The sequence below is a fragment of the Paenibacillus sp. PAMC21692 genome (genome assembly GCF_014303795.1).
Lineage (GTDB): Bacteria > Bacillota > Bacilli > Paenibacillales > Paenibacillaceae > Pristimantibacillus > Pristimantibacillus agaridevorans.
Window position 1 is genome coordinate 1,111,022 of the sequence record NZ_CP060293.1, and the last position, 24,053, is coordinate 1,135,074.

Below are 24,053 nucleotides of genomic sequence, written 5' to 3' on the forward strand. Positions count from 1 at the left end.
TTTGTTGTACGGGGGATTCTTGCTCCTGCAACCCGAAAAAATCGGGTTGCAGTAGCCCCGCCAAAAGAATGCAGCCTGGCTCATCTAGTTGTGTATAGGAAAATAGACCCAATTAAGCGAGTCGAATGTCTGTCTTTAGTTCAAAAGTTCCTTTTCTTGAAAATGGATATATAGTCCCGCTAATAAAGGTCTATTATCTTTTATAATAGACAGAACTAGTTCGACAATTTCCTACATAATCCTTGAAAAGGTGATGATAACCTATGATTTCCCCTTTTTTTCGTAAGAAGGGTACCCAGGAGGGACAGGAGGATCGTTCGCAAGAACTAGCAAGTCAGGAGCCTGCTCCCCCAAGCTCCGAGGAAATCTCCGAGACTCCGGTTCAGTCACCCCAGGATTCCATCTTCATTCAGAAGTCCCGTATGGACAAAAAGTCGCTGGATCTCGTGCTTGCGGTAGAACAAATGATTCAGGCCAAACAGCATACGGAGCTCCAGAATAGCGAGCTGCAGGATCGCCTCGCGCACTCTGGCGGACATATCGATCGGTTAAACCGCGATGTAAAGCAATTGACGAGGGTGATCGAGGAGCGGGAGAAGAGCATCCTGGATCTGGAGCAGAAAATCGTCGACAAGAATATGAAGGTCGATCAGGTAGCCGAGGATTACCGCGAGCTGGAGAGACGGATGACGGCCGAGATCGAGGAGCTGAAGAGCGTAATCGAGCTGGAGAAGCAGAAGTACGGCTCGCTGCAGGTCAAACACAATGATGTGCTTGCGGAGAAGAACAAACGCATTCATGAGCTCGAGGAGAAAATTGGCAGACAGGATGTCGAGCATCAGCACTTGAAGCAGAAGTACGAGACGACGCATCAAGAGAAAGTGTATCTGGCCAACATGATCAGCGACTTCACGAACCGGATGTCCGCGCCGATCGGAAGAGAAGGTTGAGGATGAAAAGGGATTCCTTGCGAACGTTAGAGTTATTGTCGGTAGAGGACAAGCAGGGCCGCTACGTCATAAGGATAAGCGTTGACGCAGGCAGCGAGGCCAACGCGCCGAGAGAGCTCGAGCTTCAGCTGGACGAGTTGACTTACCAGGGGCTGGGGAGACTGGCTCCGCTATCGACGGGACGCGCTCGTCTGTCTCCTTATGCGCAATACGATCCGTTTAAGCTTACATACTTAAGTTCAATAGTTAAGATCGGCAAGCACGGCGGCGAATCGTATTACTTCGACTGCTCGGCCGAATATGCATCCATGCTGGAGTCCTTGCGTGCCGGCAAGCTGCCTGAGTCAGAGTCAGAGGTTGCCTGTACCTCTCCTTCGGCAGCGGTTATAGAGGAAGCGGGAAGCAGCAGCTTGTCGCTTGAAGCCATGGCCGCTAAAGTAGGAGCAGTCATAAGAGTCTCCTCTATCCGCCTTCGCCCATACCTGCCTGTTAACATGCGCAGGTATGCGCTGAAGTCGCTTCGTCTCTTAATGCTGACCTGCATGCTTCTCCTTGCTTGGTTCGAGCTGGAGGGTCAGATCTACATCGATGATGCGAAAGCATTAAGCGAGCATCAGACCGTTATCTTCGAAGGAACGGACAACGGGGTTCTGGGGGCCGGAGCAGCAAACGGACATGCCTCTCTGACGGAGGGGGCTAGCGGAGCCGCTTCCTTGGCAACCGTTGGAGCAGGAAGTGGTGGCTCGACGGAAGCGGATTTTACGTCGAATCAAGGGGATTCGGGGTCTGCGGGAACGGGCGATGACAGTTCCGAAACGACCGACCAGAGCGCAACAGAGCCAGTCGGCGACCACTCCGACGTCGAGTCAATCGAGGGCGGGGTGGCTTCCCTAGCTACGGAATTCGAGCATGTAGAAGTAATGACGCTGGATCCAGGCTCTACCGTCTACAGTCTGCCGAAGGGGTACGTCGCATTGACTTTCGACGATGGTCCATCGGATTATACGAAGGCGATCGTCGATCTGCTCCGCGAGCGCGGGGTAGCGGGCACGTTCTTGTTCATAGGGCGCAACGCCGACCGTTATACGGTTGAAGCGGCTTATGCGGCGGAGCAGGGGATGGCGGTCGGCAATCATTCCTGGGATCATAGTAATTTGACCACGAAGGAGATGGATGACATCTCCGCCAACATAGCGAAGGCGAACGAGGTCATTGGAAAACACAGCGATGCGTTGGTATCCGTGTTCCGTCCGCCATATGGCGCTCTGAATGACGACATGGCGATTGCGGCGGAGGAGCTCGGAATGAAGATGCTCATGTGGAACCGCGATCCTAAGGACTGGCAGGCCGCTACCTCGAAGGAGATCATCCGATATTTCAAGACGATCGACGCCTCGGGCGGCATCTACGTCATGCACGAGAAAAAGGCAACGCTGGACGCGCTGCCGGACATCATCGATTATTTGCTGGAGCAGGACCTGAAGTTCGCGGTATTTCAGTAATACGGAAGGGTCAGAATCGGCCGAGAGGCTGTTCTGATCCTTTTTTGCCGTGTTGGGGGTTGAAAAGTAAAAAATAACCCCCATAATGTATGAACATGGCTCATATTCAAGCGGTACGGTTCCCCATACAATAAAGTTGTAAGCGCAATCAAATGAAAGAGGGGGAGTTGTTTTGAAAAAGGTGTTTCGAATGGTAGCGCCAGCGATAGCGGTCATACTGATGATTTCGGGATGCAGCAACGGCAGCGACAATGGTCAAAAGCCGGACCCAACCCAAAATCCGGGTACGGAGCAGAAGAAGGAAGCGGTGATTACCGTTGCGGGGTTTGACGACTTCTGGAAGGGCGAAGATAGCCCGGGCATGGTTATTACCAAGCAATTCAATGAGAAGTACAAGGGTGAGATCAAGGTTGAAGTCAGATATATGCCAACATCGGAGTATAATACCGCGATTCAGGCATCGATCGCCAGCAATGATCTGCCGGATATCTTCCTGAGCCCGCAAGGGATGGACGCACGACAAATCGTGGAGAATGGCTGGGCGGCGCCGCTGGATGAATTCGTTTCCGCCGATTGGAAAAATCAGTTCATGCAAGGTTCCTTCCAGGAAGGCGTGAATATGATCGATGGCAAAACGTACACTTGGCCGTTGCGCGGTCTCAACCATCGCTCGCTGCTGTATTACAACAAAAAGGTGATGCGCGATGCCGGATTGGACCCGGAGAAACCGCCAGGGACATGGGACGAGCTCCGCGAGATGTCCAGAGCGATTACGGAAAAAGGAAACGGCAAGACGTTCGGCCTTGTATTTGCCGGCGGCGAGCCGGTAGCTCTTGATCAAATGATATTGGGGCTTACGGCCTCCAAGGTTCCGACCCAAGGGGATATGCCGGGCTTTAATCTGCAAAACGGCACCTATTTGTTCGACACGCCGGAGTGGATCGGCGCGATCGAGCTGCTGCAGGGAATGAAGCAGGATGGCAGCATCATGCCGGCATCCTACAGCATGAAACCGGCTGAGGCTAACGTGTACTTCGGCGAAAATTTGGCAGCCTTCCTGATTGATCCGCGTCACCGCATGTGGCAGATCAAACGTGATGCGCCGGATGCCGAATTCGGCATTGCAGCCGTGCCTCAACAGGATGGCGAACAGCCTTATTACGGCTATACAGTCGCCAACACGGCAGGTTATATGCTGTCTGCCACATCCGAAAACAAGGAAGCGGCAGGCAAATATATTGAAGAGGCGTTCGCCTCCAAAGAATTTTTCAAAAGCACGATTCAAAGCGGGGCCTCGTTGTCGCCGATTGATGAGCTGAACGCGGACGAATCGTTGTATCCGTATCCGGAATATAAAGTATTCTTCAATATTCATCAAGATACAATGCGCGAGAGTCCGAATTATGCCATCGCCAATCCGGAGACGGCGCTTGTAATTGGCGAGCTCGGCCATATTCGTCAAACCAAAATTAAACCGACGTTTGGCGAACTGTTGTTGAACTTGCTGGTGGATGACAAGTTGGACGCTGCTGCGCTCATGAAGGATTATGCGAGCAAAATGAACAAAGGTCTGCAGGATGCAATCGATAAAGTAAGCGCCACGGGCGTGAAAGTAAGCAGAGACGACTTTACGTTCCCGAATTGGGATCCGTCGAAGGACTATACGCAAAGTGATTATGACGCATTGAAAAAGTAGACAGAAACGTCGGCGGCGCTTTCTTATAAATGGCGAGGAAGCGCTCCGCCGGCGGTTGTACTGCCAGAGGGGAGGTTCATGATGAAGGAAACCGCGGGTTCATCAAAAATGAGCCGAATAAGACGCAAAAAACTGTTTTATTGTTATTTGTTTATTTTACCGCAGTTGGTCCTGTTTCTTGCTTTTACACTGTATCCGATCATCATGAGTTATGTATACAGCTTCTACAACTGGAGCGGGTTTGGGCCGCTAAAGGATTTTATAGGGTTCGAAAACTATGTAGAGACGGTTCGCGATCCGCTCTTCTGGAACGCTTTTAAAAACAGCTTTATCTTTATGTTTTTCCTGGTCATCATTCAATTGCCGTTAGCGCTGTTAATGGCCATCACGCTCAATTCGAATTGGTTAAAGGGAGCTACCCTGTTTCGTACCCTCTACTTCTTGCCGGTTGTTACAACCACCGCGGTCATTGGCGTTGTCATGCGTTTTATCTTCGGTTCTTATAACGGGTTAGTCAATGAAATCCTGATGAAGATCGGAATCATCGGCGCGCCGATCGATTGGCTGGGTTCGATGGATACCGCGTTGGTGATTGTCATTGCCGTAGGGATATGGAAAACCTTCGGGATGAAGATGGTCTACTGGTTAGCCGCGCTGCAATCCTTGCCCAAGGAGCTTTATGAAGCTGCCAAGGTGGATGGGGCCAGCGCTGTGCAATCCTTCCGCTATATTACGATCCCGCTGCTGCTGCCGGTAGGAAGCGTGATTCTGCTGCTATCGACGGTTAACGCGCTTCATGTATTTGATCTTGTGAAATCAATGACAAACGGCGGTCCTGCATTCAGCACCGATATGGTTGATTTATATATTTATCGTTATGCATTCGAAGGCATGGGCATGCCAAGATCCGGATTTGCGTCCGCGGCAGGCATATTCTATGGGATTGCGATCTTGTTCATTTCATTGATATTAGGTATTTTGGTTAAACGTTCAGGCGGCAAGAAGGCCGCGCATTAAGGTCGCAAGGAGGGAAGCCGTTATGCTGTACGCCCAGAAAAAACGAATCGGCAAAGCGCTTGTATATATTATATTGAGTCTGATCGGAATCATCTGGATCTATCCGTTCGTGTGGATGATTGCCGCTTCGTTGAAAACAAACACGGAGTATATTACGAAAGGTTTTAGCTTGCTGCCGGAAAAACTGCAATTCGAAAACTATGCAAGGGCATGGGATACAGCCAATTTCTCCACCTATTTTCTTAATACAACCATTATTACGGTTTCCGTAGTAGCGATTGTGATCGCGGTTTGCGCGATGACAGGGTATGCGCTAGGCCGCTACAAGTTCCCGGGCAGAATTGTGTTTATGTCCGCGATTACGGCTACGATGTTTATGCCAAAGGGATATACGATCATTCCCATATACGTTTTCATTAATGCGCTCGGGTTGAATAATACGCTGGCGGGCATTATATTGGCAGAGGTTGGCGGCGCGCATGTCTTGTTTATTTTATTGTTTACCGCACATTTCAGCGGCTTGCCGAAGGAGCTTGAAGAAGCGGCGGAAATCGACGGCGCAGGATTTATCCGAACCTTCGTGCAAGTGATGTTGCCGCTGTCGAAGCCGATTTTTGCCACAACCGCCATTTTGCAATTTATGTGGGCGTGGAATTCATTCCTGCTGCCGCTGGTCTTTACGCTTAATAAGCCGGAGCTGCGCACGCTTGGTGTCGGCATGTACCAATTCGTAGGCGAGCATAGTATAGATTGGACAGGCATGGCGGCCGCCGCAACGATTTCGTTGCTTCCCATTATCATTATCTTCATCGTGTTCCAGCGTTATTTCGTAGAAGGCGTTGCCGGAGCGGTGAAAGGTTAAGTAGAATCGGCACGGCATGGAGAGGAATCCGGGTATATGAAGCTGCTCATCAAAAAAACCGCAATCTTCCGCAATATGAATATGCGCAATAAGCTGCTGATCATCTTTATTATGATCGGGCTTGTACCCGTATTGTTTTTTGCCGCCTTCTTCTTTCAACAGTCGAAGTCGGCATTCGAAGAGGAGTTGGGGAAATATACGCTGGAAATTTCCAAGCAGGTGGGCGGCAGACTCGATGCATTTGTGCAGGAAATGGAACGGGTGAGCAATATTATTCGCTTCAATTCGGATGTGCAGACGATTTTATACGAATGGACGGAGGAACGAACGGCATCGTCGATCTATGCCGAGCGCAACGTACGCAGTCTTTTCGAAAATATCGGCAACTTCCGCGAGGACTTCAAAGGTATATTCATGGTGACGGATCACGGTTTGCTTGTCTATAACGGGACAGGCGATGTAGCCAAACTTCATTATAATTTCCACGATGATCCCTGGTATCAGTCGGTGAAGGAGCAGACCCATTTCAGGCTGAATAAGGCTCATCCGCAAACGTATGTGAAAGGAGAAGAGGTCGTAACCTTCTCCGCCCGCATAACGGATAACCGCGAGTTCAAGACAAAGGGAACGCTGCTCATCGACTTCTCGCCTCAGACCATCAAGAGCATGAGCGAAAATATTCAGCTCGGCAGTTCCGGGCATGTATGGATGATGACAGCCGATGGCGAGCCGATATTGCCGTCGCAGACGCTGCCGGATTGGCTGAAGGACGAAGAGCTGTTTAAGAAAGTGCAGCAGGAGTCATCCGGATTTATCCAGTTCGACTATGCGGGCGTGCAAATGTTGGCCGGTTTCTATACCTCCTCGGAGACAGGCTGGAAAATCATCGGTTCGGTTCCGTTCGAGGAGCTGGCTTCCGGACTGTACGGCATTCGTACCTTTATCGTTATTTTGGCTATTGCGGCGCTGGTCGTAATTTTGTTGCTGGCAACAGCGCTGAGCCGAATGATCACCAAACCGCTTAAAGTGATGGAACATCGTATGGCGGAAGTCGGCAAGGGGAATTTCGAGACGGGGTTGCCTGTTATGACCCGGGATGAAATAGGGCGGCTCAGCATCAGTTTCAATCGGATGATCACCGAGCTGCACCGGATGAATAACGAGGTGTTTCAATCCCAGCTCAGGGAGTATCAACAGCAAATCCAGCTCCAAAATTCGGAGATGAGGGCGCTGCAAGCCCAGATCAACCCCCATTTCCTATACAACACGCTCAACACCATTGCTTGCATTGCGGAAGTCTATGATCGGGAAGAGATTTCGGAGGTCAGCCATTCCTTGTCGCGCATGCTGCAATACAGTATTACCGGCGGTTCCACGGCAACGGTCGAGGAAGAACTAACCCATTTGTTGTCCTATATGAGTATCGTCAATGTTCGTTTTCCGATGAAATTTACGTTGGAGCTGCAGGCAGATCCCGAGATTAGGCGAATGAGCTTTATGAAGCTGATCTTCCAACCTCTCGTCGAAAATGCGGTTAATCACGGCTTCCCCGGTCTGGATCAGGGACATATTCGCGTGGAGGCCAAGATGGATGGCGATGCGGTCATCTTTACCTTCGCAGACGATGGTATCGGCATTGCCAAGGAGAGGCTTAATCAGATTCGGGCCGAGCTGCGGCAGAAGGAAGGGGAAGGCGGGACGGCTTCCGATCATATCGGATTGCGTAATGTCTACTATCGCTTAAACATGCTGTACGGCGACCGATTTAGTATGACGATTTGGAGCAAACCCGGGGAAGGAACGCGCATTGTAATCCGCCTAGAAGGAGGAGCGGCAGATGTTACGGACATTGATCGTAGATGATGAATTTTGGATGCTGGAAGGTTTGAAGAAGGTCATTAAACGGGATTGTCCCCAGTTTACAGTGACTGCTGCCGCCAGAGATGGCGCACAGGCGCTGGAATGGCTGGAGCGGGAAAGCTTTGATCTGGTCATTACCGATATTCGGATGCCAAAGATGGACGGACTGCAGCTGCTGCAGGAGATGAGAGCGCTCGGAAAGACGATTCCCGTACTCATCTTCTCCGCTTATAGCGACTTCGACTATGCGAAACAGGCGATTCATTACGGAGCCTTCGATTATATCTTGAAGCCGATTAATCGCAGCGAGATTCGCGCGGCATTAAATCGAATCGAGACGATGCTGACGGCGCAGGGGCATCAGAGGGAAGCGCTTGTAGCGGTTACGCCGGAGCAGCCGCTGCAAGGCAAACAAGTGATTGAAGCCATGCAGAAGCTGATTCAAAGCGAATATATGCATGATTTGTCGATCGTCGCCATTGCGGACAAGCTGGGCTACAATTCGGCGTATTTAAGCCGGTTGTTCAAGCAGGAGAGCGGAGTGGGGTTTTTGCAATATTTGACGGAATATCGCTTGAATGTTGCCGTTCAGCTCATGGAGAACAGAGGTTTCAGCATAACGGAAATAGCCAGACAGGTGGGTTATGCGGATTATAAACACTTTCGCAAAGTGTTCAAGCAATATAAAGGAACGTCGCCCAGCGAATATATCGAAAAATAAGTGGTGAGAGCCGATGTGGAAAAAACCGTCGATGACGCCGCCTTCGGAGAGACCTTGTTTGTTTCTTCGGAAATCCGATCTTGCGCTGTTGCGGAAGCGGCTGCAGCATGCGGATATGGGGAGTATGTGGGATCGAATGAAGGCGTTTGCTCCCCTGCGGGGGGAAGATTGGCTGCAACTGTCGATGCGAAGCACGCTCGACATCATCTATGCAATTGAATCGTATGCGCTGCAATATGTAGTGCTGGAAGAACGTTCAATCGGATTAAAAGCCAAAAAACTGGCGTTGATTGCGTCGCGTCGCGCTTTCAATCCCAATTTGCAGGATATTTCACGAGAAATCGGACGTCTGATGATTGCGATCGCGTTAGTATATGACTGGTGCAATGCGCTGCTTGACGAGGATGAGAAAAAAGGATTGGTTATCGAGTTGAAAAGACTCGCTTCGCTCCTGGAATGCGGATATCCGCCGATACATGAAGGGGCTTTTGTCGGACATACAAGCGAATGGATGCTAATGCGCGATATGATGGCCGCCGGCATTGCGATTTACGAAGATGACCCTGAGATATACGACTACGCCGCAGGTCGCTTTCTGGAGGAGTTCGTTCCCGCGCGCAACTTCTTTTATCCATCGGGCTGGCATCATCAGGGAGACAACTATGGCAGCTATCGTTACCAGGCAGAGCTGTTCGCCACGTGGATTTTCGGTAGAATGGGGCATGCCCAAGTATTTGATCCCCGTCAGGAGCGGGTCGGCTATCAGTGGATTTACGCCCGTCGCCCCGACGGCAAGCTGCTGCGTGATGGGGATGCCGATAATCCGTTGTATGCGGAAAATGAATATATAAAGCTGTTCCCGCTCGTTTATTTAATGGCAGGCAACTATTATGGCAACGGGTATTTCCTGGAGCAGCAGCGGATCGAGCATCCGGTCATTCCGGACATGTATTTGCTGTTTGCTATTTTGTTTCATAATCCCGAGCTCGGCACGAAGCCGATAAGCGAGTTGCCGCTTACCCGATATTTTGAGGAGCCGGCAGGGATTATGATCGCACGCACGGGCTGGAATGAGGGGGCAGTTATCGACAAACAATCCTCTGCCGCGCTTGTGGAGATGAAAATCGGGATGTATCAATACAATAATCATCAGCATCTGGACGCGGGAGCCTTTCAAATTTATTACAAAGGTTATTTGGCGATCGATTCGGGTATTTACAAAGGTTCCTCGGGCAAATACCAATCGCCGCATAATAAATATTATTTCAAGCGGACGGTCGCGCATAATGCCATGCTCGTGTATGATCCGGGCGAGCTGCAGGAGCAGCCGTACATTGTGGACGGCAAGCTGACCTGGCCGAATGTAATGGATGGCGGGCAGCGCTGGCCCGGAGCGGGCAAACCTCCGCAAAACATGGAGGAGCTGCTTGGCGGCGAATACGAGCGAGGCAAGGTGCTTGCGCACAGCTTCGGCCCCGATCGGCAAGAACCCGATTATTCCTATTTGAAAGGCGATCTGACCAAGGCTTATTCGAAGAAGGTACGCCATTATACACGTTCATTTGTTTGTCTAAACCTGAAACAAGCCGGAGTGCCCGCCGTTCTGATCGTATTCGATGCGGTGGAGGCGGCTGGCAAGCTCTTTGAGAAGGCATGGCTCTTGCACAGCATCGAGAAGCCCGAGATATCGGGGAAGCGGACCGTCATCGCTCGCAGCGAGGATGGCTACGGCGGAGAGCTGGCGGTGGATACGCTGCTGCCGAAGCAAGCGGCGATTGAACCTGTTGGCGGGGAGGGACGTCAATTCGAGTCGCGCGGCGTCCATTATGCAAATGATTTTGCGGCAACGGTCGAGCAAGGCGCCTGGCGCATAGAAGTGAGGCCGAAGGAAGCGGCGGAACGGGATTTGTTCCTGCACGCGATACAGATCAAGGATCATGACGGCGAGCAGGCTGCCGAAGCAAGACTGGTTGAAGCGGTAGAGACGGGAGAAGCAAAGCAAGGCGGAGCAGTAAAGAATCCGGGAGACGCCGTTGGCGTTCAGGTGCAGGGCTGGCTTGTGTTTTTCAGCCGAAGCGGGTTGTTATTGGATGGGAAGCTGACAATCGCCGCCGATGAGTCAGGAAGCAGGCGCAAAATACTCGTTACGGATATAGCAAACGGAATATGGCGTGTACACAGCCGATCGACTGATGGCAAGCAACGGAGCGAACAGGTGGAAGTGTCGAAGGGCGTATTGCTTACGGAAGCTGCGGCAGGGGTTGTGCAGCTCGAAAGGATGGGAGCAGATGGAGAAGCAAGGTGAGCAAGACGGTCGGGACACGCCGGGCACATATGGCAAGCAATCGCGAGATGTGCATGGCAAGGAGGGAGCGCCGGGCAAACTCGCCAAGCCGCATGTGGTTGTCATTATGGCGGATCAACTGCGCTACGATGTCGTGAACGAGCGTTATATGCCGAATGTAAGCAGGCTGAAGGAGGAGAGCGCCTCGTTCGAGAGAGCTTACTGCGCTTCCCCGCTTTGCGTGCCGGCAAGAGGGGCGTTCTTTAGCGGACTATATCCGAATGTCAACGGTTCGCTTATCAATCCTTGGGAGCCGCTCGAGGCCGAGTATGGTTATGTGCGACCGGGAACCGCCAATATGTACAGCATGATGGAAGAGGGATGGGATAGCTGGCATACGGGTAAACAGCATTTCAACAGAAAGGATATTCAGCAAAGCTGCTCCAGGACGCATTGGCATACGCTGGAGGATCATTATGGCGACTTCTTGAAGCAATATGGCAAGCGGCACCCGGGCGGCCCCGCTTTCAAAGGCATCGTGCCCGAGATGGTGGCGGGAACCACAACGCGGATTAAACGGTATTCGATTCCAACTACGGGCTGCTACGAGGAAGGACTCGACTATTTTTATGACGGATATATTGCCAAAACCTCGCTGGATGCGATTCGCGGCCGGGATCGCGGCAAGCCGCTGCTGCTGAATGCGATGTTTGTCGCGCCGCATCCGCCGCTGGATGTGCCGGAGCCATGGTACTCGATGTACAAGGACGAGCCGATTCCGGACAATGTGGCGTTGTGGTCATACGGGCAATCGCCGCTTCAGCTTTATAATCTGACCGGAGCCATCGGCAACGGTTATACGAAGGAGCAGTGGCGGTCCGTCTGGCAGGTCTATTTAGGTCTGGTATCGCTGCTGGATCATTGCGTGGGGCTCCTCATCGACGAGCTGAAGGCTCAGGGGATTTACGATGAAACGTTAGTGATTTTTACAAGCGATCATGGCGAAATGCTCGGCTCGCATCGGCTATATCAGAAAATGTGCATGTACGAGGAGTCGGTACGGACGCCGTTGTTCATGAAATTTCCGGCGGACAGCCGCGTAGCCCCGCTAACGGTAGAAGCACCGGTCAGCGCCGTAGATATAATGCCGACGCTAGCCGATTATTTGCAGCTTGACGGAGAGGCGTCATTCTCAGGAGAGTCCTTGCTGCGGCTTTTAAGAAGCGAGCGGCAAGAAGCGGATGATGCGCCCGGGGATTCCTTGATGAATAGAGATCTTTTTATACAATTTGACGGCAATGGAGCGAGAGGCAACTTCCAACGCAGCGTGGTGCGCGGAGCGCGCAAGCTTATTGTGGATATGTTTAAGAATGAGCTGTTTCTTGAATTGTACGATGTCGTGGAAGATCCGCAGGAGCAGCGCAATTTGGCAATTGAGCAGGCGTATGAAGAGGAAATCCGGTCTCTGCTTGGCAGCTTGGCGAGGCATATGGAAGCAACAAACGATTTGTTGAAACTTCCGCCCGATGCGTACGAATCTTTTATTGCAAGCTATAGTGCTTTTATCAAACGCCCTTAGGAGAGAGGGGGGAAGCCCTTATGCTGGACATCCTGCGGCATTGCTGCGATTTGCTTGTTGAGGAACAGGTGCGGGATGTATGGAACGGCAGCTTGGGCGGTATTTGGTGTACGGGCTGTCAGACCGTTCATGGCCGCAGCGGAGATGCGATTTTCCCGCTCTATTATTTATATTCGATCAGCAAAGAAGAGAAATACAGAGATGCGGCACGCTCTCTGTTTCGTTATATCATAGCCGCCCAGGAGGGAGACGGAGCTTGGCGCAATGAGCCGGAAGCCGATTGGAAAGGAACGACGGTTTTCCAGCTGCTTGCCTTATGTCATGCCTACGATCAACTGACGGATCAAGAAGATGGCGAGGCGCTTAAACCCGTCATTGCCAAAGCGGCGGCTTGGGTATCCGCAACGTTCGGGGATGGCGGCGATACCAATGTCAATTATTATTTGTCCTCTGCGTTGGCTTTGCTGCTTTCGGATAGAATCTTGGGCAAACCCGAATACGGCGGGCAAGCCAAGCGGCTTATGCATGGATGCATCGACACCAGGCTCAGCCGTGACGGATGGTTGTTTGGCGAGAAGACGAGAATGCGCCCTTTTACGCAAATGACAAGTACGGTCGATATCGGCTATAACCTCGATATGAGTCTCGGGGTCATGGCGGAATACGCCAAACTCACGGGCGATCCCAAGGTCATGTCGGCCGCTCTGCTTGCGCTTGCCAAACATATGGAGATGGTTTATCCCGACGGATCGATTGACAACTCCTTTGGAAGCCGCAATTACAAATGGACGCTGTTCGGCAGCAAAACGGCGCATGGTTCCCAGATGGCCTTTATGCTGCTGGCTGACAAAAATGCCGCCTTTTATCGGGCGGCTCGGCTCCATACGAATTATTTGGCAAGCTGCATTCGTTCTGCCGATGGACGGTTCGGTTATGGTCCGATGCATGAGCAGTTGTTCGAACATGGCTGTATCCATCCCACCATTAATCGTGCAGATGCGCTGGCTGTAGCGTTGGCCTACGGCGCTGAATCCGGGCAGCGGGAACATGAGGACAGGGATGATACGCGGGACCAGGTGAAGCTTCCTTCCGAAATCTTGTTCGGCGCCAAGTCATACAAGGAGCTGGCGGTCCATCAATTGCGATCGCATGAATGGATGGCAACGATCAGTTGCTCAGCGGTTCGCAATGCCCCGACCGGAGGGACAGTCGGTTACTTATGGCATCGGGCCGTCGGCGCTGTGCAGCTGGGCGGGATGACCGTGTATCGGCAGTACGAGGAGTTTAATATGCCGAAAGCAATGCCGGGCATGGAAGAGCCGATTGCGCCAAGAATTGAGGTTTCCCGGGAAGGTAGATTGTACAGCAATCTGTACGAACATGATGCCTATGCGAAGGCTGCCGCAGTAAACAATGCGGACAGCCGCGAGAATGAGAATGGGGCTGCCGGGGCTGCAGCCGTTGTTCACGGCAAGCTCAAGGCCATGGACGAAGGCAGCTGCTATGATTGCGCCGCTTTCTACAGGATTGATTATGAATTGGAAGGCGACGACTTCATCAAGCGGTATGAAATCGATGTGCGTCTTGCTTGCGACAATATCGCGATCGTGGAGCCGATTGTAACGGATCGCGCAGCCGTTGCTCAGGCGGACGGACGCATTCAAGTGGAGGTTCTGCATCAACGCCAATTGATGCTGAGGGCGTCAGGCCATTCATTTGTATTGGATCCGGGGTCATTGGCGAGGCGTACCGTCTCTATTTTCCCATCGGTCATAACGGTGCCGCTGCGTTGGAATACAGGCAAGGTCGCGCCTGGAATCTATCGATTTCAAATCAAAATGCGAATCAAATAAAGAGATTACGCGAGAGGAGGGTCAGGATGTTGGACAAGCAGCAATGGGCGCAAGACGCATGGCGGCGTACGGCGGGCAAGATTAAAGCAATGAGCGAGACGATCGGAGTCGGCTTCCCTCATGCGAGTCTGGCGGGCAAGTATGATCGAACCGCGGCAAGCGCCTGGACATCGGGATTCTGGCCGGGTCTGCTATGGCTTGCTTACAGAGAAGAAGGCGACGAGAGCTTGAAGCGGCTTGCGCAGACATGCGAAGCGGCGCAGGATGAGGCGCTTGACGAATTTGCAAAGCTGCATCACGACGTAGGTTTCATGTGGTGTCTGAGCGCTGTAGCCAGCTACAAACTTACGGGGGATGAACAGTCCAAGCAACGCGCCTTAAAGGCGGCGTCCATTCTGGCCGGGCGCTTTAATCCGCAAGGCAACTTCATACGGGCATGGAACAGCTATGTGTGGCGGAATGAAAAACATAACGAAGGTTGGGCGATTATTGACTGCATGATGAATATTAGCCTGCTGTTCTGGGCGACGGAAGAAACCGGAGATGCGAGGTACAGGCATATTGCGGTGCGCCATGCCGATACGGTGCTGGGCCAGTTTATACGACCGGATGGTTCCGTACATCATATCGTATGTTTTAATGCGGAGACCGGCGAACGCGAGTCGGCATTAGGCGGTCAAGGTTATTCGCCGGACTCGGCCTGGGCCAGAGGCGTATCCTGGGCGATATACGGGATGGCGATTTGTTATCGTTATACGGGCCAAGAGCGATATTTGCGGGCGAGCCAGCAGACCGCGCATTATTTTATGGCCAATCTGCCCGAAGATGGTATTCCCTATTGGGATTTCAGACTTCCCGATTACACAGATGCTCCTCGCGATGCGTCGGCCGCGGCGATTGCCGCCAGCGGCATGCTGCTCCTTGCGCGTCTATTGCCGGCGGATCAAGGCGGGATGTATGAACGATGCGCGCTGCGATTGTTGCAAGCGATTGATACGCAGTGCGCCGCCTATGGAGCGGAGGATGAAGCCATTGTGAGGCATGCGACAGGCAACTTCCCAACCGGGAAAAATATCGACACGCCGCTCATCTATGGCGATTATTTTTATGCGGAGGCTTTGACCGGATTGCTCGGCAGCCGTCAACTATTTTGGTAGAGCTCTCTATGGGGGAGCGAGGGAGGAATTACGATGAGAATTGTTTATTTGGATATCGATTCGCTGCGTCCCGACCATATGGGCTGCTACGGGTACAACCGAAATACAACACCCAACCTGGATCAAATAGCGGCAGAAGGCGTTCGCTTCGATCAGGTATATACGGCCGCTTCTCCCTGTGCGCCTTCGAGAGCCAGCTTCATGTCGGGTCGCTTCGGCATTAATCACGGGGTGCTGACCCACTGGGGGGCAGGCTGTCATTACGAATATCCGCAAGGCGACGGGCATAGCAAGGAATATCCGTTCCTGCCGCGTCTGCTCCGGGAGGCGGACTACCGCACGATTACCTTTTCTTCTTTCGGCGATCGTCACCATGCCTGGTGGTATTTCGCGGGTTGGAATGAAATTCATACGCACACGCTGAAAGGCGGCAACGAAGATGCCCATGAGGTGAACGCCGCGGTGCTGCCTTGGGTGAAGGCGCATGGCGCCGAGGACAACTACTTCCTGCATATTCAGTATTGGGATGCGCATTCCAGGTACACCTATCCTGAGCAATATGCGGAGCAATTTGCCAATGAGCCCGCGCCCGTCTTTCCGACGGAGGAAGATATTAAGCGCCATCGTCAGGATACGCATCCCCGGTCGGCGACTTTCCTGCATTGGAGCGATGAATACAGCAAAATTCCGAAGCGGACGATGCCGCTGGAGATTGCGGGCCGCCAGGACTACGAGAAGCTGATTAACGGCTATGACGGCGGTATTTCCTATTTGGACGAGCATATCGGTCAGTTAATGGACGCTTTTCGCGAACTGGGCGTGCTGGATGATGTCTGTTTTATTGTCAGCGCGGATCATGCGGAGTCGTTCGGCGAGCAGGGCGTTTATTTGGAACATGGCATGGCAACGGAGGCCGTTCATCATATTCCGTTAATCATGAAATTTCCGGGATTGAGCAAAACGGGGCATGTGGATAAGGGGCTGCATTATAACGTTGATGTTGTGGCCACCATAGCCGATTTGGCGGGGCTGCCGAAGCCGGCAGGCTGGGACGGCCGATCGCTCCTGCCGGCGCTGACGGGCGGTCAGGCGGAGAAGCGAGAATTCCTCGTGCTGGAGCATGGTCTTTATGCTTGTCAACGGGCGGTAAGAACAAGAGAGTGGCATTACATCCGCACTTATCATGAAGGTTTTTATCAGTTGGAGCCGGACATTTTATACGATTTGGAGAGAGATCCTTATCAGCGCAATAATGTCGCCAGCGAGCATCCCGATGTCGTACGGCAGCTTGGCGCGCAGCTTGAAGGGTGGATTGCGGAACAAATGGCGGGCAATCTCATGAAGGACGATCCCATGATGGAGATTATAGAGGACGGAGGTCCGTTCCGGTATTTGAAGCCGCACGATTGGGCGGGAAGATTGGAGCGGGCGGGACGCAAGGAAGAAGCTGCCGCTGTTCTCGGGCGCTAAGAGGCGCACCATTTCATTTTGATAAAGAGGAGAATGGATATGCAAACGTATTGGGGAGATATTCACAATCATTGCGGAATCAGTTACGGTTTCGGCAGCTTGGAGAATGCATTGAAGGCGGCGAAGGGACAGCTCGACTTTTGCGCGATTATCGGACATGCTTCCTGGTATGATATGCCCGAGCGCCGCGCTCCGCTTGAATTTCTCGTAGATTTCCATACGAATGGTTTTGCGAAGCTGGCGGGTCACTGGGATCAGGTCAGAGAAGTCGTGAAGCAATTCAACCAAGATCACGAATTTGTTACTTTCCAGGGTTATGAGGCTCATTCCAGCGAATTTGGCGATCATCATTATGTATCGCCCGACGATGATTTGCCGCTTGTCAAAGGCAAGTCGCCGGCGGATATTATCGAGCAGCTGAAGCCGCGCCGCGTCATCGCTGTTCCGCATCATGTCGGGTACACACCGGGCTATCGCGGCGGCAACTGGGAATCGTTTAATACCTCCATCAGCCCTATCGTAGAGGTTGTATCCAAACATGGCTGCGGCATGTCGGTAAACAGCCCGTTTCCTTATTATCATGATATGGGGCCTCGCGATTCCAAAAGCACCATATACGCGGCGATTGCCCGCAAGCATCGGATGGGTTTTGTCGGCTCGACGGATCATCATGCCGGTTATCCTGGCTCTTACGGCGATGGCCGTATGGCTGTAGTGGCCGCGGAGAAAACGAGAGAAGGGATTTGGGAGGCGATTCAAGCCCGCCGCACTTATGCCGTCAGCGGAGATAAAATCGATTGCCGGTTTACGCTCAACGGCGCTCATATGGGCAGCGAGATTGCGGCGGGGGCGGAGGCAAGAGATATTCGGCTTGATCTGACGGCATGCGATCGGATCGATAAAATCGTTATTTTCAAAAACCTGCGTCCGTGGAAAGTCGTAACCGGCTGGGATATGCTGAACCACCCTTCCGTTAGCGGCTCAACGTATAAAGTAAAAGTAGAGATGGGCTGGGGAGATAATAAAGCGGGCTTCCTGTGGAATGCGGATGTGAAGGTAAGCGGCGGCAGCCTGCGCTCTGTCGAAACCTGCTTCCGCGGCAGAAGTGTGCTTGCTCCGACCCCGGAGCTGAAGGATGATCCTGAATTGAACGCGCTTGGCAATGCCGTTCACAGTCAGTCCGATTCTCATGTGAGCTGGTCTTGTCTAACGGTTAAGAACCCGACAACGCTCCATCCGCACACAGGCGGCGTTATTCTGGAAATCGACGGCGATTTGAACACTCGGCTTGAGCTGGAGGCTAACGGCATTTCCATCGCAACCACGATTCATGAGCTGTTGAGCGGCAATATTACGCGCCACAAGCATAGCTTTAATTCGGAAGCGGTTGTCATTCATCCCGCCATCCCTGTCGCCCAATATGCGTTTAGCGGCAGCTTCACGGATTCCGAGCAGGAAGATGAGTGCGACGTTTATCATGTTGAAGTTCAACAAGAGAACGGACAATGCGCCTGGATTTCGCCGATTTATGTTGTTTAAGCCTTCGCGGTCCAATAATAAAGCCAGAGCTGATTGTATCAGTCTCTGGCTTGTTTGTTGTGGTTATGGATAAAAACTGGCGGCCCCGAGATGAATCGAACATCCGACACCACGTTTAGGAAACGTGTGCTCTATCCGCTGAGCTACGGGGCCACAGCAAGTAACATTATAACACCGGAGCCTTTGGTGGCGCAACTTAGAACTGTTCAAGAGGTTTAGTTTTGTTTTTGAAAAGATGCATTGCTCTCTGTATGTATCAAGCGCAGAAGCTCGACAAGGTCATGAAGCCGTTTCAACTGCGAGGCATACTGTCTTGCATCCTCTCCACGTTTGATCGCGATTGCCTCGCGGATAAGCCCATGCCAACGTTCGGGCAATTGCGTAAGACCATACTCCCCGGCAGCGATCTTGCTCGTCACGTCATGCTCCCGGATGGTGTGAAATTGCCGCAACATGCCAAGCGTGCACCATTCTACTGCAAAATCCAATTGTTCGACTGGCACAGTATGCTCGTTCATATCAGACGAATGCATGTTTTGTTCCAATCGGGAAATCCAACCAGACCAGTAGGAATTCATATTTTCAATCACGTATTGGATAAGTTCTTCAGATGATATTTCATAATCGAAGGACAAGCGCTGACCATGCACACAGATGCCATGTCTTTGAAGAATCCACCATGTGATCGGATTTAGATCCCCATCTCCATCCGAGTGCATTTTTTTATCGAAATAGGTGGGGACGGGCGGGATTTCTCCGACGGACTTTCCAGCATCCTCTTGTCGGATGTAGGCTCCCATTATATCTAATCCGAAAAGAGTCGGTTCAACCTCCTTGTGCGCATCCTCAATTAATCGAATGTCGGATGGCGTTAACTTTCGATTAACGAATACGAGAAAATCAATATCGCTTGAGCCCTCAATAAAAGCATTTAGAGCAGTCGAGCCATAAACATACACAGATACTACGGTATCCGGTATGCGATTTTGGAGCGATTCGTATAACTTTCGCACAGCCCTCTCAACAACTTCTGGTAATATTCCAGCCATTTCGATATCTCGCCTCCTTGATTCGAAGTATTGAACTTACCCTCCTTATGATAAATGTATTCTGATTATAAAAAAGAGAAAAAATAATTCATCTATTTCTGATTTTTTATAATTATTTTTATCTGACGATCTTTGCTCTTTTGATAAAAAACCCAATCATCAAACCGGTTTCGGCAACGGTCTAAAATGAGCGAGGTTGAAAAAAAATCCGTTATCCGATATATTTATACCTAGATATCCGATGTATTGGATTGAGCATGAACAGGAGAGGAATGAAGGGGGGAAGGCTCTATGGCTATCAATAAGGAATTAATGAAGGGCAGCACGGTTATTCTTATTCTGACGCTGCTGGATCGGAAGGATATGTACGGCTACGAGATGACGAAGGAGATCGAGAGAAGCTCGGCCGGCGTCTTCACGTTTAAGGAAGGCACGTTGTATCCCATCCTCCATACGCTGGAAGCGGAGCGTCAGGTAGAGGCGTACTGGAGCGAGGAAGGCGGCCGCAAACGGAAGTATTACCGCATTACGGACGAAGGGCGATCGCAGCTTAAAGAGAAACGCGCGGAATGGACGCTCTTCCGAACGTCGGTCGACCGGGTGATCGGGGAGGGAGGCGTATGACGATGGCCAGGTCCATCTTGATGAATCCTGCCGTCGCCGCCTACCTGGATACCGTCTGCTCGCAAGTGAAGGAGAAGGCAGTGCACGATGATATTCGACTTGAGATTGCGGGGCATTTGGAGGAGCTCGTGAGCGAGAAGCTGGAGAGTGGACTTAAGACAGAGGAAGCCGTTGCTGAGGCACTGAAAGCGATGGGTAACCCCATAGAAATCGGAAAAGGCCTGCATGCCGCGCATCGGCCTAGAACGGACTGGAATCTACTTGGTCTTATATTGATTATGGTTGTGCTTGCGGTTATATCCTTGGTGGCGGTTCATGCATCGGATGAGCGCTTATACAGATCGGGTTCTGTATTCGTCTTTGGCGCATGCGGAATAATTGCCATGGTAGCCATTATGTTCGTTAATTATCGCCGCTTGCTTCGCTTTTCCTGGCCGCTTTATTGGGGAACTGTAATATTAATGGCGTTGACTCAACTCTACGGTGTAGAGATTAATGGTTCGACTCAATGGATTGTGATAGCTAGCATCGGATTCAACGTCTTCCATGCTTCTCCATATCTGCTTCTAATCGCGATTGCCGGAATTCTGCATCTGGAGAAGAAGAGAGATGTTCATGGCAAAGGAATTGATCGAATAACGGTACTGGTTCGGAATGGGATTGTGCTGGCTATGATTCCCATTTCGCTGTATATTATAACATCTTCTATGGCACATATGCTTATCTATGTTCTTAGTGTATCGGTATTATTGTTGCTTAGCGGACACTGGAGGCTGTTGCTGGCAACTGGCGTTTCCGGGACGGTTCTATTCACGGTATGGCAAATGCTTAATCCCGACTTCCATAACTTGCTGTGGGGAAGAGTCAATGCCTATATACATAAAAATCCTGATGCGATTTACCAGACTGTAAAGTCCGTGGAGGCCATCCGATCCGGGGGGCTGTGGGGGCAAGGGCTGGACAAGGACGTCGTTATCCCGTACGCCACATCCGACATGTTGTTTTCTTATTTGGTCCACAGTTTCGGATGGGTATTCGGCGCCGTCATCATCGTTTCCAGCTTGTTGATGACGATTAGGCTGTTTAAGGTTGGCAAGAAGCTTCGCGACGATTATGCGAATAAGCTGGTCATCGCAGTAATGGCCGTCTTGATGGTTCGGATGTTTTGGAATATTCTCATGTGTTTAGGTTGGATTCCGGTAATAGGGATGGAGATGCCCCTCCTTCTCTGGCATTCGTCGGGCACTGTAATCGAATTCGCTGCACTTGGCTTGGTGCTCGGCGCATATAGAAGGAAAGACATGGTAGGCAGCGTTGCGTATCCTGGATCAATAAAGATTTAGTTTTCTAGACGTTCCGCTACTAACGGACATGACCGACTGTATTTTGGTGAAATAGGCTGCGCAACAATCTTAACGGACAGAGGAGACTCTATTTGCTGAAAAATGAGGCGACAACCCTCCTTGCGGCAAGAATAAGGTTTCCTGTGTCCGTTACGCGCTTCAAGCTAAAGTTTGGGGCCGAATAGTGCCCCGTGTGTCCGTTAGCCGCCCCGCCCTTACCATCGGCCCCCGCCTCTCTCGCCCATCCCAACGCTGAGAAGTGAAACAGTGCTAAGCATGGGTGCGGTCTCCAAGCTTGTTGTCCACCGCGTGCAGCGCCATGGACGCCATTGCGTCAAAGCGCCCCACACAAGCGGCCCACGAATCTGCACATTCAAAGCTACCCACTTACCCGGTTGCCTCTTCCCGCGGCTTCGCAGGGTCGCAGTCGGGGGCGGCAATCTGTCCGCTCTCTGATAGTTTGAGCAAGTAATAACATTCTTCGCGGTACATATGATGCGGCATGAGGGGGTCGATGCGGCTGAGCAGCTCTTCGCTTAGCTCCAGCTCCTCGATTTCCTTCAGGAAAGTCATGAACACCTTCATCTCAAGATCAACGTCGGCATGAAACCTCTTGAGCGCCGGATACTGCTCCCTAAGCGTGCGGAAGTAACCGACCAATTCGATAGCTTTCAGATAATAGTCGTTAAAATGTTTTTCGAACTTCTGGCTTTTCTCGATCAATCGTTTCTCGACGAGATCGAGTTCGGCGGCGATCGCTCCTGCGTGTCCGGCCGCGTCGGGCAGCCATAACAGGTCATGATGCAGCGACGGGAATACGGGGACGCCCTTGCCCTCCCGCAACGAGATCAGTATTCGCAGATACTCCTCCAGCTCGTTGACCATGTGATTGATGAAGGTGGGGGACAGAGCGATACTGACTTGGCCGAGCAGCAACCGGTCCAGCAGATTCAGCTTGAACGTCCGAAGCTCTGTAGTTGCCTCTAGCGCGCGGTTGGTCAAATCTTCGGAAGCATCCGAGGCCATTGCATTCCGCGCTTGCTTCAATAACTGATCGAACACGAATATGAACTGCGACGCCTTTCGAATATCTTGAAGCTCCTTGGGGGACAACGCATTATAGATAAACCTTGAGTGATCGCCCAATATTTGCAGCCAAAACATATGCTCGAACCTGGCTTTCTCATCCATAGAATCCGTGCCCTCCATACCGTTATCGTATATTCCAAGCTTATGGGAGGAAGGGCTTGTACTATGCAATGGATTGTTATTCAAATTTGCCGATAGCCCATGAAAGCCCTCTACTTGAGGGTTTTTATTCGTCTGTACGCTATAAATGGTATGCCGTTTTAAAAATCGTCCGTCCGCTGCTAGCGTCTTATATGCTCAGTTTCCTGAGAAATGCCCAAGCAAATCAAGTTTTGGCCGTATTCTTCTACCACGCCGGATGATACCTTTTGGATAGGCACCGGGTATATCCGAAAACGGGAAAGGAGGCGCCATCACGATTTGATCGTCACATGGGAGCGAGCACCGCTCGAAGATTGACGAACGACCGAAACGATAATTGAATGGGGGGAAACTGTATTGAAGGCCGATATATTCGTTCAGACTGAACTGGGCCGGGGGTCCCGAACCGGAGTCAACCGTACATTCCGGAAAATGCTGTCTCACTGGCAGCTTTACTTGATCCTGCTCCCTCCGCTGCTGTATGTGATCGTCTTCCACTATATACCGATGTACGGCATACAGCTTGCTTTCAAACAATTCCAGGCGACGAGCGGGATTACCGGCAGTCCGTGGGTCGGACTGAAACATTTTGAACAGTTCTTCAGTTCGCCTTCCAGCTGGAGAATCATCCGCAATACGATCGGCATCAGCCTGTATTCGATCGCGGCGGGATTTGCGTTTCCAATCATGCTTGCCATCGCGTTGAACGAAGTGCGGGCGAGATTTTTCAAGAAAACGGTGCAGATGATCACTTATGCGCCCTATTTTATTTCGACGGTGGTACTCGTCGGCATGCTGATGCAGGTTCTCGATCCGCGGGCCGGCATAATCAATCAGGTTATCACGCTATTCGGCGGAGATCCGGTCAACCTGATGGGCAAGGCGGAATACTTCAAATCCATCTACGTGTGGACCACGATCTGGCAAGGAACCGGTTATTCGGCCGTTATTTATTTGGCCGCTTTGTCGGGCGTGAGCAAGGATCTGCAGGAAGCCTGCGTCATCGACGGGGCGTCCAAACTCAGGCGGATCTGGCACGTCGATTTGCCTTCCATCCGTCCGACCATCGTGATTCTGCTGGTTCTAAGCTTCGGGAGCGTGATGAACGTCGGCTTCGAGATGATTTTTCTCATGCAGAACAGCTTGAATCTGGCCACATCCGAAATCATTTCGACTTATGTGTACAAGGTTGGTTTGATCAATGCGAATTTCAGCTTCTCCACGGCAATCGGTTTATTTAATTCCGTTATCAATCTGTTCCTCCTGGTGTCGGCGAACTACTTGGCCCGGAAGTTTACCGATAACAGCCTGTGGTGA

General features: G+C 51.6%; 18 protein-coding genes and 1 tRNA gene. 16 read left to right on the forward strand and 3 right to left on the reverse strand.

What is annotated here, in order from left to right; genetic code table 11:
• Positions 1-263: 263 nt before the first annotated feature.
• The 13 genes from H7F31_RS04480 (at position 264) to H7F31_RS04540 (ending at position 18,490) form a co-directional block, all read left to right on the forward strand.
• Positions 264-950 carry a hypothetical protein gene (locus H7F31_RS04480; RefSeq protein ID WP_187103199.1) on the forward strand — a complete coding sequence of 229 codons (687 nt, stop codon included), beginning with the start codon at positions 264-266 and terminating at the stop codon, positions 948-950.
• A 2-nt stretch (positions 951-952) separates the two neighbouring features.
• Positions 953-2,452 (forward strand): polysaccharide deacetylase family protein, encoded by a 1,500-nt coding sequence (locus H7F31_RS04485; protein ID WP_187103200.1) that lies wholly within the window; start codon positions 953-955, stop codon positions 2,450-2,452.
• 181 nt (positions 2,453-2,633) lie between these two features.
• Positions 2,634-4,148 (forward strand): ABC transporter substrate-binding protein, encoded by a 1,515-nt coding sequence (locus tag H7F31_RS04490; protein ID WP_261800475.1) that lies wholly within the window; start codon positions 2,634-2,636, stop codon positions 4,146-4,148.
• A gap of 78 nt (positions 4,149-4,226) precedes the next feature.
• Complete coding sequence (locus H7F31_RS04495; protein WP_187103202.1) at positions 4,227-5,165, forward strand: carbohydrate ABC transporter permease; 939 nt, start codon at positions 4,227-4,229, stop codon at positions 5,163-5,165.
• A 22-nt stretch (positions 5,166-5,187) separates the two neighbouring features.
• Positions 5,188-6,027 (forward strand): carbohydrate ABC transporter permease, encoded by an 840-nt coding sequence (locus H7F31_RS04500; protein WP_108994927.1) that lies wholly within the window; start codon positions 5,188-5,190, stop codon positions 6,025-6,027.
• A 36-nt stretch (positions 6,028-6,063) separates the two neighbouring features.
• A complete protein-coding gene (locus H7F31_RS04505) occupies positions 6,064-7,890 on the forward strand; it encodes a cache domain-containing sensor histidine kinase (RefSeq protein WP_187103203.1) in 1,827 nt (608 codons plus the stop codon).
• Positions 7,865-8,608 (forward strand): response regulator transcription factor, encoded by a 744-nt coding sequence (locus tag H7F31_RS04510; RefSeq protein ID WP_187103204.1) that lies wholly within the window; start codon positions 7,865-7,867, stop codon positions 8,606-8,608. Before H7F31_RS04505 ends, H7F31_RS04510 begins: the two co-directional genes overlap by 26 nt.
• Positions 8,609-8,621: 13 nt before the next feature.
• Positions 8,622-10,913 (forward strand): heparin/heparin-sulfate lyase HepB, encoded by a 2,292-nt coding sequence (gene hepB / locus H7F31_RS04515; RefSeq protein ID WP_187103205.1) that lies wholly within the window; start codon positions 8,622-8,624, stop codon positions 10,911-10,913.
• On the forward strand, positions 10,897-12,471 hold the full coding sequence (locus H7F31_RS04520; RefSeq protein WP_187103206.1) for a sulfatase-like hydrolase/transferase: 1,575 nt from the start codon (positions 10,897-10,899) through the stop codon (positions 12,469-12,471). The genes hepB and H7F31_RS04520 overlap by 17 nt, the downstream gene beginning before the upstream one ends.
• Positions 12,472-12,491: 20 nt before the next feature.
• Complete coding sequence (locus H7F31_RS04525) at positions 12,492-14,324, forward strand: ulvan lysase-like protein (RefSeq protein WP_187103207.1); 1,833 nt, start codon at positions 12,492-12,494, stop codon at positions 14,322-14,324.
• Positions 14,325-14,350: 26 nt separating this feature from the next.
• The gene (locus tag H7F31_RS04530; RefSeq protein ID WP_187103208.1) at positions 14,351-15,481 is read left to right on the forward strand and encodes a glycoside hydrolase family 88 protein; all 1,131 of its coding nucleotides are present in this window, start codon (positions 14,351-14,353) and stop codon (positions 15,479-15,481) included.
• Between the two features lie 33 nt (positions 15,482-15,514).
• A complete protein-coding gene (locus tag H7F31_RS04535; protein WP_187103209.1) occupies positions 15,515-16,951 on the forward strand; it encodes a sulfatase family protein in 1,437 nt (478 codons plus the stop codon).
• 39 nt (positions 16,952-16,990) lie between these two features.
• On the forward strand, positions 16,991-18,490 hold the full coding sequence (locus H7F31_RS04540) for a DUF3604 domain-containing protein (protein WP_187103210.1): 1,500 nt from the start codon (positions 16,991-16,993) through the stop codon (positions 18,488-18,490).
• A gap of 77 nt (positions 18,491-18,567) precedes the next feature.
• Here the strand turns inward: H7F31_RS04540 and H7F31_RS04545 are convergent.
• Both H7F31_RS04545 and H7F31_RS04550 read right to left on the reverse strand, forming a co-directional pair.
• Positions 18,568-18,643, reverse strand: a tRNA-Arg gene (locus H7F31_RS04545).
• 62 nt (positions 18,644-18,705) lie between these two features.
• Positions 18,706-19,539 carry an aminoglycoside adenylyltransferase domain-containing protein gene (locus H7F31_RS04550; protein ID WP_187103211.1) on the reverse strand — a complete coding sequence of 278 codons (834 nt, stop codon included), beginning with the start codon at positions 19,537-19,539 and terminating at the stop codon, positions 18,706-18,708.
• A gap of 291 nt (positions 19,540-19,830) precedes the next feature.
• Here H7F31_RS04550 and H7F31_RS04555 point away from each other — a divergent pair, with 291 nt between their 5' ends.
• Together H7F31_RS04555 and H7F31_RS04560 are read left to right on the forward strand one after the other, a co-directional pair.
• Entirely contained in the window at positions 19,831-20,163 is a 333-nt protein-coding gene (locus tag H7F31_RS04555) for a PadR family transcriptional regulator (RefSeq protein WP_087569987.1), read from the forward strand.
• A gap of 2 nt (positions 20,164-20,165) precedes the next feature.
• The gene (locus tag H7F31_RS04560; protein ID WP_187103212.1) at positions 20,166-21,506 is read left to right on the forward strand and encodes an FtsW/RodA/SpoVE family cell cycle protein; all 1,341 of its coding nucleotides are present in this window, start codon (positions 20,166-20,168) and stop codon (positions 21,504-21,506) included.
• 387 nt (positions 21,507-21,893) lie between these two features.
• Here the strand turns inward: H7F31_RS04560 and H7F31_RS04565 are convergent, their stop codons facing one another.
• Positions 21,894-22,697 (reverse strand): DUF2935 domain-containing protein, encoded by an 804-nt coding sequence (locus H7F31_RS04565; RefSeq protein WP_187103213.1) that lies wholly within the window; start codon positions 22,695-22,697, stop codon positions 21,894-21,896.
• A gap of 396 nt (positions 22,698-23,093) precedes the next feature.
• On the opposite strand from H7F31_RS04565, the gene H7F31_RS04570 reads away from it, so the two are divergent.
• Entirely contained in the window at positions 23,094-24,053 is a 960-nt protein-coding gene (locus H7F31_RS04570) for an ABC transporter permease (protein WP_256975818.1), read from the forward strand.